This is a genomic window from Streptomyces sp. NPDC046716 (assembly GCF_040645755.1).
Taxonomy (GTDB): Bacteria; Actinomycetota; Actinomycetes; order Streptomycetales; family Streptomycetaceae; genus Streptomyces.
The window spans coordinates 43,246-55,043 of the sequence record NZ_JBEYYU010000005.1; the positions used below are offsets into that span (position 1 = coordinate 43,246).

Annotated in this window: 11 protein-coding genes; 2 read left to right on the forward strand and 9 right to left on the reverse strand. The window is 71.0% G+C overall.

The annotated features are described in order from the left end of the window. Positions 1 to 157: 157 nt before the first annotated feature. From ABZ930_RS05340 to ABZ930_RS05355, 4 genes are all read right to left on the reverse strand, one after another. Positions 158 to 1,858: an LCP family protein gene (locus ABZ930_RS05340; RefSeq protein WP_361541785.1), complete on the reverse strand. Its 1,701-nt coding sequence runs from the start codon at positions 1,856 to 1,858 to the stop codon at positions 158 to 160. A 25-nt stretch (positions 1,859 to 1,883) separates the two neighbouring features. Beyond that, positions 1,884 to 2,546 (reverse strand): nicotinate-nucleotide adenylyltransferase, encoded by a 663-nt coding sequence (nadD, locus tag ABZ930_RS05345; RefSeq protein ID WP_111668352.1) that lies wholly within the window; start codon positions 2,544 to 2,546, stop codon positions 1,884 to 1,886. 55 nt (positions 2,547 to 2,601) lie between these two features. Next, positions 2,602 to 2,766, reverse strand: a complete 165-nt coding sequence (locus tag ABZ930_RS05350; RefSeq protein ID WP_361541789.1) for a hypothetical protein — start codon at positions 2,764 to 2,766, stop codon at positions 2,602 to 2,604. A gap of 146 nt (positions 2,767 to 2,912) precedes the next feature. Continuing rightward, positions 2,913 to 3,041 (reverse strand): hypothetical protein, encoded by a 129-nt coding sequence (locus ABZ930_RS05355; protein ID WP_361541792.1) that lies wholly within the window; start codon positions 3,039 to 3,041, stop codon positions 2,913 to 2,915. Between the two features lie 99 nt (positions 3,042 to 3,140). On the opposite strand from ABZ930_RS05355, the gene ABZ930_RS05360 reads away from it, so the two are divergent. Continuing rightward, complete coding sequence (locus ABZ930_RS05360) at positions 3,141 to 4,247, forward strand: M48 family metallopeptidase (RefSeq protein WP_361541795.1); 1,107 nt, start codon at positions 3,141 to 3,143, stop codon at positions 4,245 to 4,247. A gap of 17 nt (positions 4,248 to 4,264) precedes the next feature. Here ABZ930_RS05360 and ABZ930_RS05365 read toward each other — a convergent pair whose 3' ends face one another. The 5 genes from ABZ930_RS05365 to proB all read right to left on the reverse strand — a co-directional run bounded on the left by ABZ930_RS05365 (position 4,265) and on the right by proB (position 9,399). Continuing rightward, positions 4,265 to 5,344, reverse strand: coding sequence for a hypothetical protein (locus ABZ930_RS05365; protein ID WP_361541798.1), 1,080 nt, complete (start codon positions 5,342 to 5,344; stop codon positions 4,265 to 4,267). Positions 5,345 to 5,433: 89 nt separating this feature from the next. Beyond that, the gene (locus tag ABZ930_RS05370) at positions 5,434 to 6,018 is read right to left on the reverse strand and encodes a hypothetical protein (protein WP_361541801.1); all 585 of its coding nucleotides are present in this window, start codon (positions 6,016 to 6,018) and stop codon (positions 5,434 to 5,436) included. A gap of 77 nt (positions 6,019 to 6,095) precedes the next feature. Beyond that, entirely contained in the window at positions 6,096 to 7,382 is a 1,287-nt protein-coding gene (locus ABZ930_RS05375; protein ID WP_361541804.1) for a glutamate-5-semialdehyde dehydrogenase, read from the reverse strand. A 158-nt stretch (positions 7,383 to 7,540) separates the two neighbouring features. Then, a complete protein-coding gene (locus ABZ930_RS05380) occupies positions 7,541 to 8,032 on the reverse strand; it encodes a hypothetical protein (protein WP_361541807.1) in 492 nt (163 codons plus the stop codon). Between the two features lie 191 nt (positions 8,033 to 8,223). Next, positions 8,224 to 9,399 (reverse strand): glutamate 5-kinase, encoded by a 1,176-nt coding sequence (proB, locus tag ABZ930_RS05385; RefSeq protein WP_361541810.1) that lies wholly within the window; start codon positions 9,397 to 9,399, stop codon positions 8,224 to 8,226. A gap of 260 nt (positions 9,400 to 9,659) precedes the next feature. Here proB and ABZ930_RS05390 point away from each other — a divergent pair, with 260 nt between their 5' ends. Then, positions 9,660 to 11,768: a hypothetical protein gene (locus ABZ930_RS05390; protein ID WP_361541813.1), complete on the forward strand. Its 2,109-nt coding sequence runs from the start codon at positions 9,660 to 9,662 to the stop codon at positions 11,766 to 11,768. The last annotated feature ends 30 nt before the right edge of the window (positions 11,769 to 11,798 follow it).

Consider the following 11,798-nt stretch of genomic DNA (forward strand, 5'->3'; position numbering starts at 1 on the left):
CAAGGCTTTCGGTCGGCGGTCGCATCGGGGCGGATTCCCCGGGGATTCCCCGGGACTGTCCCTCACCGGGCCTCACGGGGTAACCCCAAGGGTCTCACGGACCGCCGGGCGGCCTCACGGCGTCGCCGGCGCCCCCGTCGGGGCGCCGGCGCCGGTATCACTTGCCGGTGTAGTTCTGGCCGAGGACCACCGAGACGTCCGCGTTGGCCGTGGTCTCGCCCTTCTTCACCGCCGAGGTCGGCAGGTTCAGGGTCTTGGCGACCTCCACGGCGTCCTGCTTGCTGCCCGCGTCCGCGTACGTGACCCGGGAGGCGGCGACCGCCGTGTCCGTACCGCCGGAGACGTAGGTGTAGCCGCCGTTGACCAGGGCCACCCGGGCCAGCTCGGTGCGACCCTTGTCGCCGGTGGCGTTCTCGACGGAGACACGCGGCGAGTCGCCCGAGGACGGGGCCTTCACCGTGCCGCCGAGGACGTCCTTGACCACGGAGTTCGCGGCTTCCTTGGAGAGGCTGCCGTCCTGCTGGACCGGGAGCAGGGCGGTCTTGTAGTCGCCCTCCTTGGCGTGGTCGGCCAGCTTGGCGAGGAAGGCGCCGAGGTCCTTCTCGGTGAGCGGCGGCTCGATGATCTGGGTGAGGGTCTGCACGGTGGTCGTCGCGGCCTGCGGGTCCGAGGAGATCTTGCGCAGGACGCCCTGCATGACCTGCCCGAACCGCATGAGCTGCGCGGTCGCCGCCTCGCCCTTGGCCCGGTAGGTGGCGTAGGCCACGGCCGGCGCACCGCTCAGCGTCTGCTGCTTGCCCTTGTGGACGAGGACGGTGCCCTTCTTGGCCGGGTCCGGGACATCGGTGTCGGTGTCGATGTCGATGTTGCCGACGAGTTCGACGAGGTTGCTGAGGAAGGGGGTGTCGAGCCGCCAGGTGCCCTCGATGTCGGTGCCCAGCAGGGTGTCGATGGCGTCGCTGGTGCCCGAGGAGCCGTCGGCGTCGACGGACTTGGCGAGCGTGGTCGAGCTGCCCTCCTCGTCCGTCAGGCCGAGGGTGTTGGGCAGCAGCACGGTCGTGCCCTGCTTGGTGGTGGTGTTGTTGACCAGGAGGGCCGTGGAGGTGGCGCCGCCCTTGGTGTTGTGCAGGTGGACGACGATGACGTCACGGTTCTGCGGTCCGGTGGCGGCCGCGGCGTCGGCCTTGGCCGCGTCGTCGGACAGGAAGGGCAGCTTGCCGGCCGACCAGAGGTAGCCGACGCCGCCGACGACGCACAGGGCGAGGACGACGACGAGGGCGACGACCCGGTTGCGGCCGCGGCGCTTGGCCTCCTCGCGCCGCTCGCTGCGCGACTCGGTGAACTTCAGCCAGTCGATGACGTCTTCGGAGTTCTCGTCCGGCTCCTCGACGAACTCGAACTGCTCGGTGCGGTAGTCACGCGACTCGGCCTCCCCCTGCGGCTGGGGCTGCGCCTGCTGCTGCTGGGGCTCGGGCTGCGCCGGGGGCTGGGCGGGCGGGGCCTGCTGCGGGATGTACGCGGTGGCCTGGGCCTGCTGCTCGGGGCGGTACCCGGTGCGCGGCTGCTGGCCGGTCCCGGAGGCCGCGCCGTACGGGTCGTAGCCGCCCGAACTCCCCTGCTGCGCCCCGCCGTAGGGATCGTAGGACTGCGGCGGGACCGGCGGCTGCTGCCCGGTCGCGTACGGGTCGTAGCCGTAGCCGTACGCCGGGTCACCGGCGTTGCCCGAGGGGTAGGAGCTGTTCGCGTGCTGCTCGTACGACGGCGCCTGCCCCACCTGCCGGTAGACCGGCTGGCCGAATTCGTCATAGCCGACCAGCTCGTAATTCTGCTGGTCGTAACCGTCGTATCGGTCGTTCACCGATGCCCCTCTCGGCGGTGCAGGGTCATTCGCCTCGGTACAGCTGGCGTTTGTCGATGTAGCGCACCACACCGTCCGGCACCAAGTACCAGACGGGGTCGCCCTTGGCGACTCGGTCACGGCAGTCCGTGGACGAGATCGCGAGGGCGGGCACCTCGACGAGCGAGACGCCGCCCTCCGGCAGGCCGGGGTCCGCGAGCGGGTGACCCGGCCTGGTCACGCCGATGAAGTGTGCCAGGGAGAAGAGCTCTTCGGTGTAACGCCAGGTGAGGATCTGGCCCAGGGCGTCGGCGCCCGTGATGAAAAAGAGGTCCGTGTCCGGATTGAGCGCGCGCAGATCGCGCAGCGTGTCCGTGGTGTAGGTGGGTCCGCCGCGGTCGATGTCGATGCGGCTGACCGAGAACTGCGGGTTCTCGGCGGTCGCGATGACCGTCATCAGATAGCGGTCCTCGGCGGGCGAGACCTTCTTGTCGCTCTTCTGCCAGGGCTGCCCGGTCGGCACGAACACCACCTCGTCGAGGTGGAACTGCGAGGCGACCTCACTGGCCGCCACCAGGTGTCCGTGGTGGATCGGGTCAAACGTTCCGCCCATGACGCCGAGGCGCCTCTTGGCCGGTGAGGCCCACTGGTGATCCGGGCCGCCGGTCGGGCTGTTGACCGGGCCGGTAGGCATGTCCTGCGCTCCCATGCGTGCAGAGCCTACTGGCCCGATCCGGGTGGTCCCGCCGGGAGGGCCCGGATGATCAGCGGTCGCGGTTGAAGCGGGTCGTGATCCAGAGGAGCAGCAGGAGGATGACGAAGGCGGCGCCGCCCGTCATCAGGGGGCTGATGCTCTCGTGGTTGCCGCCGTGCTCGCCGCCCTCGGAGGCGAGGGTGGCCAGCTGGGCAGCGGTGGCGTGGAGGCTCATCGTCAGCAGGACCTATCCGGTGTGGGATCGGGACAAAGACTTCCCGCCCATCGTAAGCGGGGGCCCTCGCGGCGCTCACGCCGACTCTGCCGTACGGGTCCGCGCATACGGCCGGCCGGGTCTGTGCCGGTCGTCGTCGGCCGTCGTCAGTCGTCGCGCTTGTAGCCGCGCAGCAGGAACCAGGCCAGGAAGACGGCCCCGAGCACACCGACGACCAGCACGATGCGCAAGAGGTTGCCCGCGCCCTGGTCGGCCGCGGCGATGATGTGATCCATGACGGTTCGCTCCTTCTGTCTGCTGCCCCGTCACGGTATCTCCGCCTAGGGTGGAGCCCATCTCGGGGGCACGACCGGACGACAGACATGGGGGGCCGCATGCCCGACGTACCGAACGAGCAGCACGATCACACACCCAGCAGGCAGCGCAGGCGCTTCCCCGGGATCTCCTCGCGGGCCTACGAGCACCCCGCGGACCGCTCGGCGCTGGTGGCGCTGCGCAAGCTCACCGGGTTCGACACGGTCTTCAAGGCGCTGAGCGGCCTGCTGCCCGAGCGCAGCCTGCGGCTGCTGTTCCTGTCGGACTCGGTGCGGGTCTCCGACGACCAGTTCGCGCATCTCAACTCGATGCTGCGGGACGCCTGTTACATCCTGGACCTGGAGAAGGTCCCGCCGATGTACGTCAATCAGGACCCGCAGCCGAACGCGATGTGCATCGGCCTCGACGAGCCGATCATCGTCGTCACGACCGGCCTCGTCGAGCTGCTCGACGAGGAGGAGATGCGGGCGGTCGTGGGCCACGAGGTCGGCCACGCGCTGTCCGGCCACTCGGTCTACCGGACGATACTGCTGTTCCTGACGTCGCTGGCGCTGCGCGTGGCGTGGATCCCGCTGGGCAACCTCGCGATCATGGCGATCGTGACGGCGCTGCGCGAGTGGTTCCGCAAGTCCGAACTCTCCGCGGACCGCGCCGGGTTGCTGGTCGGCCAGGACCTCCAGGCCTCCATGCGCGGCCTGATGAAGATCGCGGGCGGCAACCACCTGCACGAGATGAACGTGGACGCGTTCCTCAAGCAGGCCGAGGAGTACGAGGCCGGGGGCGATCTGCGCGACTCGGTCCTCAAGATCCTCAACGTGATGCCGCGCTCGCACCCCTTCACCACGGTGCGCGCCGCCGAGCTGAAGAAGTGGGCGGAGTCCCGCGACCACCAGCGGCTGATGGACGGCCACTACCCGCGCCGCACCGAGGACAAGGAGACCTCGGTGACGGACTCGTTCCGCGAGTCGGCCGCGCACTACTCGGAGCACGTGAAGAACTCGAAGGACCCGCTGATGAAGCTGGTCAGCGACATCGCGGGCGGCGCGGGCGACCTGGGCGGCCGGGTGCGGCGCGGCTTCGGGAACTTCGGCGGGTCGAACGGCGGCGAGGGCGGCAGCGGCGGGGGCAACGACGGCAATCACGGCTCCCGCGACGACGAGCGCTAGCCCGCCGGACGGCTCCGCTAGACGGACGGCTGGGCACTGGGCGCGAGCGCGCCGCACAGCGCGGTCGCGCTGCCCGTGGCGTACGGGTCGGTGCCCGCCGGACCGTCCTTCGTGGCCCGCTGCCCCGCGAGCAGCGGGTGCAGCTGGGCGGCCGAGTCGACCGAGCAGGACAGCGGCCCGGCCTGGACGTAGGACACGAGCAGCTCGGCCTGGTGGTTGCGCAGGTCGTCGCGGTCGTAGCGGAAGTGCAACTCGCGGCGGACGGTGAACAGGGACGCCTTCGCTTCCGGCCGGTCGACGGGCCGCAGCGCGTACACGAACGTGTGGTCCGAGGTCACTTCCAGGGTGTCCGCGTCGGTCTCGGCGACGTGCAGGGTGCCGGTGACCCGGATCCGGGGATCGGCGAGCGCGGCCTCGGCCGGGTCGAAGCGGACCAGCCAGCCGGTGGCCGCGTGCCGGCCGTCGGCGGCGGGCCGGTCGAAGCTCTGGTCGAACTGGTCGAGCTGCTGCGGGTCGACGAGCTGGCGCACCGGCCGCAGGGTGGAGCCGGTGAGCACGTCCGGGTCGAGCGAGGAGTCGACAAGGTAGTCCTTGGACGTGGTCAGCGCGGCGACGACCTGGCTGTCGGAGAAGTGCGCGGTGCGCTTCGTCGACGTGGGCAGTGCGATGCCGTCGGCGGCCGTGTGGAACTGGGCGGCGGGGCTGTGCTCGTACAGCTCGGCGGCCGAGGCGGCGCCGGGGACCTTGCCGGCCGGGGAGAGCGGGATGACGGTCATCCGCAGCGGTTCGACGTGCCGGACGGCCTGGGCCGTGCGGTAGGGGCTGCGGACGCCCATGTAGATCGCGGTGCCGAAGGCGAGCACGATCATCACGACGAGGATGACGGCCTGCCGGGTCAGTCCGCGGCGCAGCGCGGGCGTGCGGCGCACGGCCGGAGCGTGGTCGGCTATCCGCTCGTGCGCGGAGAACTCCTGGAGCCGGGCAGCCCTGACGAACGACTCGTCGAACACGACGGATCGGTATTCGTCCTCGCTTCCGCCACCGCTCCCGGGGCCGCCTTCGGGGGTCCCCTCCGGTGGGTCTGCTGGCCCGCCCATACCTTCAGAGTAGGTCCCTGGGACCTCAGGTAAACGCCCTGGTACACGACAACTTCGGACAGCGGTCCGCCGGAGCGGCGCCGGGGCGCTCAGGGGGTGCGGGGAACCGCCGACACCGCGGGCCGCGAGTAGTCGGCGGAGGCGGACGGGCCCGGAACGCTCTTCTCCAGCTCCGTCGTCGCGGGCGGGGGCACCCGGTCGTCCTGGCGGCCGGCGGCGCCGCGGTAGACGGCCGTGAAGGCGAGGGCGACCATGCCTACGCCCATCAGCAGGGCGAGCAGCCAGGCGACGGGCCTGCGCCAGCGCATCCGGCCGGGGTGGGCGGCGGCGCGGCCGGTCCCGTCGGGCCCGTCGTCGTACAGGTCGTCGAGTTCGCGTCCGAAGTCGCCCGTGTCGTCCGGGCCGAAGCCCTCGGGATCGGTCTCGTCGTAGAAGTCGTCGTCGGGGCCGCGGCGTATGCGCGCCCTGCGGGCCTCGGCCTCCTGGGCCTCGGCACGGGCCTGCGCCGCGGCGAGCAGACGCTCGACCGCGGTGGGCTCATGGACCTTCGCCGCCTGCACGAAGTCCTCGTCGAAGACCACGGAGGCGAACGCATCGTCCGAACCCCCGCGGTCGTGGTCGTCGTCGGGCTCCCAGCCGTCGGGAAACGGCGTACCCCCCACGTCCTCCGGCACCTGTCCAGAGTAGACCTGAGGGGTCAATTTGGGCAGACGGTAAGGAAATTCACCGCACGAACCGCACGACCCGGTGATTAACGGGTGTGCCCGTCGCCCGTGACGATGTACTTCGTGCTCGTCAGCTCCGGCAGTCCCATGGGGCCGCGGGCGTGCAGCTTCTGGGTGGAGATGCCGATCTCGGCGCCGAAGCCGAACTGGCCGCCGTCGGTGAACCGGGTCGAGGCGTTCACGGCGACGGTCGTGGAGTCGACGAGCTGGGTGAAGCGGCGGGCCGCCGCCTGCGAGGTGGTGACGATGGCCTCGGTGTGGCCGGAGGACCACAGCCGGATGTGCTCGACGGCGCTGTCGAGGGTGTCGACGACGGCGGCCGCGATGTCGTAGCTCAGGTACTCGGTCTCCCAGTCCTCGGGCGTCGCCTCGACGACGGTGGCCTTGGACCGCTCCGCGTGGGCGAGGATCCGGGCGTCCGCGTGGACGGTGACCCCGGCGTCGGCGAGGGCGTCGAGGGCGCGCGGCACGAACGCGTCGGCGACGTCGGCGTGGACGAGGAGCGTCTCGGCGGCGTTGCAGACGGAGGGCCGCTGGGCCTTGGAGTTGACGAGGATGTCGACCGCCATGTCGATGTCGGTGTCCTTGTCGACGTAGACGTGGCAGTTTCCGGTGCCGGTCTCGATGACGGGGACGATCGAGTTCTCGACGACGTTCTTGATGAGGGAGGCGCCGCCGCGCGGGATGAGGACGTCGACGAGACCGCGGGCGCGCATCAGCTCGGTCACCGACTCGCGGGACTCGCCGGGCACCAGCTGGATCGCGTCGGCGGGCAGCCCGGCGCCGCCGACGGCGTCGCGCAGGACGCGCACCAGCGCGGTGTTCGACTCGTACGCGGAGGAGCTGCCGCGCAGCAGGACGGCGTTGCCCGACTTGAGGCAGAGGGCGGCGGCGTCGACCGTCACATTGGGCCGGGCCTCGTAGATGATGCCGACGACGCCGAGCGGGACGCGGATCTGGCGCAGGTCGATGCCGTTGGGCAGGGTGCTGCCGCGCACCACCTCGCCGACCGGGTCGGGCAGCGCGATGACGTCGCGCACGTCGGAGGCGATGGCGCGGACGCGCTCCGCGGTGAGCGTGAGCCGGTCGATGATCGCTTCGCTGGTGCCGGCCTCGCGGGCCTTGGCGATGTCCTTGGCGTTGGCCTCGATGATTTCGGCCGTACGGACTTCGAGGGCGTCGGCGATCGCCGCCAGGACGTCGTCCTTCTCCGCGCGCGGCAGCGGGGCGAGGGTGTTCGCGGCGGCGCGGGCGCGGTAGGCGGCCCGGGTGACCGGGGTCATCGAGTCGTACGGGTTCAGCGAAGGCGTCATGCTCCGCAGGGTAACGGGGGTGTGGGGGGTGTCCAGCGGGTGTTTCGGGGGGTGAGACATGGCTGAAAAAGGGTTGTGCGTGGGGCGGTCGGTTTGGTTGCCGGGTGACGGGTTTCGTCGTGGTTGCTCGCGCCGTTCCCCGCGCCCCTACGGGGCACTCAGAAAGGGTGCACGCCCACGGGAGTAGCCGGGAGGGGGCCGTAGCCCTCCGCGATGCGGTGGTGGTAGGTCTGGCGGTCGATGACCTCCAGGCCGACGATCTCCCACGGCGGCAGCTGCGACGTCTGACGGTGCTCGCCCCACAGGCGCAGGGCGACGGCCGCGGCGTCGTGCAGGTCGCGGGCCTCCTCCCAGTAGCGGATCTCGGCGTGGTCGACGGCGTAGCGGCTGGTCAGCAGGAAGGGGTGGTCGTGGGCGAGCTGTTCGAGGCCGCGACGGACTTCGGCCAGCGGTGCCTCGGTGCCGGAGACGCTGAGCGTGATGTGCCACAGGCGGGGGCCTTCCTCGGCGTCGCCCGTGGGCTCCCCGGCGGCGTCCGCGGTCTCGCCGATCCGCTCCTCGTACGCGTCCCCCGCGGCCACACTCGTCAGGGCCCGCTCAGCCGACCCTCGGGGCCCCTTGGATACGGCCCCCGGGCGCGCTCGTCTCACGACGGCCTCCTTTGCGCAATGGTCGTGACGGTCGTGCGGAACCACTCCGGCTGAACTCCCTGCGTGTAACTCCCTGCCTCAAGAGTTGAGCAGGACACGAGCCGTCATGGGGTGGTTTTGGGGAAGGTCCCCCACGGGTGGCAGGCTTTCGGCCGATTACACAGGCGGTTTCGAAGGTGACCGGCGGTGTTTCAAGCCCGGAGGAGGACCAGATCGTCCCTGTGTACGACTTCTCGTTCGTAGGCGGGGCCGAGGTCGCGGGCGAGCTCCCGTGTTGAACGGCCGATCAGCTGCGGGATCTCCTTGGCGTCGAAGTTGACCAGACCGCGGGCGACCGCGCGCCCGCTCTCGTCGCGCAGTTCGACCGGGTCGCCGGCGCTGAACTCGCCCTCCACGGCCGCGATCCCGGCGGGCAGCAGCGACTTGCGGCGCTCGACCACCGCCCGTACGGCACCGTCGTCGAGGGTGATCGCGCCCTGCGGGGTGGAGGCGTGCTGGAGCCACAGCAGCCGGTCCGCGCTGCGCCGTCCCGTGCGGTGGAAGCAGGTGCCGGTGTCGCGGGCGGCGAGGGCGTCGGCGGCGTGCGACGCGGAGGTCAGCACGACGGGGATGCCGGCGGCCGCGGCGATGGAGGCGGCCTCGACCTTGGTGACCATGCCGCCGGTGCCGACGCCCGCCTTGCCCGCCGAGCCGATCTTGACGTGCGCGATGTCGGCGGGTCCGCGCACCTCGGCGATGCGGGAGGTACCGGGCTTCGCGGGATCCCCGTCGTAGAGGCCGTCGACGTCGGAGAGGAGCACCAGCAGGTCGGCGTGGACGAGGTGGGCGACGAGCGCGGCCAGCCGGTCGTTGTCGCCGAAGCGGATCTCGTCGGTGGCGACGGTGTCGTTCTCGTTGACGACCGGGAGGGCGCCCATCGCGAGGAGCTGGTCGAGGGTGCGCGAGGCGTTGCGGTGGTGCGCCCTGCGGGCCATGTCGTCGCTGGTGAGCAGGACCTGGCCGACGCGGACGCCGTAGCGCGCGAAGGAGGCCGTGTAGCGGGCCACGAGCAGGCCCTGGCCGACGCTGGCCGCGGCCTGCTGGCGGGCGAGGTCCTTGGGGCGGCGGGTCAGGCCGAGCGGTGCGAGTCCGGCCGCGATGGCGCCGGAGGAGACGAGGACGATCTCCTTGGCCCCCTCGCCGCGGTGCTTGGCGAGGACGTCCACCAGGGCGTCGACCCGGTCGGCGTCCAGTCCTCCCGCGGCCGTGGTGAGCGACGACGATCCGACCTTGACCACGATCCGGCGTGCTTCCGCGACGCCCTGCCGCGCCGGACGAGCCGCCCCTGTTGATGCCCCTGTTGATGCCCCTGTTGATGCCCCTGACATGCTGCGCAATCTACGGGACGTGACCGGACGGACGCTCCGGGGTTTCGAGGGGCGGACGCCCGCGGTGCCGGGGCGGCGCACCCTAGGGGACCTGAGACCACGGAGTCGATGCCTTTTGTCCCTGTTTGCCGTGATTGATCTCACCGAGGATTGCTACGGGACCGCTCAAAGTCATACGGTCAGTGGTCAGCCTCTTCACCGGGGCGGACCAGCCCCCCACGGTCCTCCTCGTCCTCCTATTCCTGCCAGGAGCCCAGCCCGTGCCCTCCGCCGGACTTGCCCCCCGCCGCATCGTGCAGCTCTCCGCGCTGTTCACGATGTTTGCGCTCTATGTGGCCCAGCTCGTGAGCGCGCTCGTTCCGTATGTACCCGTGTTCGTCGTCGCGAGCGCCGCGGGCCTCGCCCTCGACACGTATCTGCAGTTCCGCCAGCCGGGCCTCCTGTCCCTCCTCGGCAAGATCCGCTTCGACGTCACCGTGCGCCAGTTGCTGCGGGACATGCTGATCTTCGTGGGGCTGCTGCGCATCGACGGCATCGATCCCCTGGGCGAGCAGGCACCCCTGCTGATCATGGTGCTCGCGGTGTACGTCATGCACTTCGCCTGTCAGGCCGCCGCCGTCCTGGTGCGCCGCAGCCGGACCCTGCCGATCGTCACCCGCAACATCGACTCCACCCCGCTGCGGCTGTCCGCGGCCCCGCCGCGCCTGCTGGCCCGCCGCTCCAGCCACCGCCTGCTGGCCTTCTCGGTGCCGGCCACGATCGGCCTGCTGGTGACGGCCGCGACAACGAACGCGCTGTGGGGCGGCCTCGGCATCGGCGTCTCGATCGTGCTGCTCGGCGGCGGCGCCGTCTATCTGGCGACCTGGCTGATGCCGAAGAAGCGCCCGCTGAACGACCAGCAGACCATCGAGTGGCTCGACCGCTGGCTTGCCGACTACCAGCCGACCGTGGCGATGTACTTCTCCGGCGGCACGACCTCCGCGTACCAGGCGAACATGTGGCTCTCCACCCTCGCCGACGCCGACGGCAAGCCGCTGATCGTGCTCCGTGAGCGCTTCATGGTGAACAAGATCGACGCGACCGACGTGCCGATCATCTGCTTCCCGAAGGTCGCCACGATGTTCTCGCTGGAGAACTCGACGCTGAAGATGATGCTGCACCCGGCGAACGCGGCGAAGACCTCGCAGGTGCTGCGCATCCCGACGATCAAGCACGCCTTCATCAACCACGGCGAGTCCGACAAGCTGTCGTCCTGCAACCCGTACGCGAAGGCGTACGACGAGGTGTGGGTGGCCGGTCCCGCGGCCCGCGACCGCTACCAGCTGGCCGACGTCGGCGTCGACGACAAGGACGTCGTCGAGGTGGGCCGCCCGCAGCTGTCCCCGATCAAGGTCGGCACGGGCCCGGCCACGGGCGCGTACACCACCGTCCTCTACGCCCCCACCTGGGAGGGCTGGGACGGCAACCCGGGCAACACCTCGGTGATCCTGGCCGGCGAGAACATCGTCAGGCACCTGCTCGCCGACGAGAAGGTCCGGCTGATCTACAAGCCGCACCCGATGACCGGTTCGCAGGTCCCCGCCGCGGGCGCCGCCAACGAGCGCATCATGGCGATGATCCGCGAGGCCAACACCCGCCGCTCCGGCGCCCGCCCCGGCCCGGAGGCCGCCGCCGAGCTGACCCGCACGGCCGCCGCCCTCGACGAGCTGACCTCCACCGCCTTCCGCACCAGCGCGGACGAGATGGAGAAGATGCTGCTCCAGGGCGCGCCCAAGGGCGGTCGTGCCACCGCCGTGGCCGAGGCGACGGCGGCCTGGGAAGCCGCCTACTGGGCGTCCTTCCCGGAGTGGGAGCACCTGATCGTCACCGAGGCCCGCCCGGCGATCTTCACCTGCTTCAACCAGGCCGACGTGCTGATCTCCGACGTCTCCTCGGTCGTCTCCGACTGGCTGAGCAGCGAGAAGCCGTACGCGGTCGCCAACACCTCGGGGCTGTCCGAGGCGGACTTCCGCACCGGTTTCCCGACGGTGAGCGCGGCGACGATCCTGACGCCGAAGGCGAAGGGCGTACCCGCCCTTCTCGCGGCCGTTCGCGGCGAGGCCGAGGACAAGTACGCCGAGGCCCGTCTGGAGCTCAAGGAGCACCTCCTGGGCCCCTCGGACCCGCCGTCCATCGTCCGCTTCAACGGCGCGGTGCGCGCACTGTGCGAGCGGGCCGACGAGCGCCGGGTGCGGATGGCCGCGCGCGGTGAGAGCGAGATTCCGATACAGCGCGAAGACTCGATCGAGGAGCAGGTGGCCGAGGTCGTGGAGGCGGAGGCCGCCGACGCGCAGGACTCCACCGAGTCCGAGGACTCCGTCACGGCGTGACACCGCACAGCGCACGAGGAAGGGCCCGGG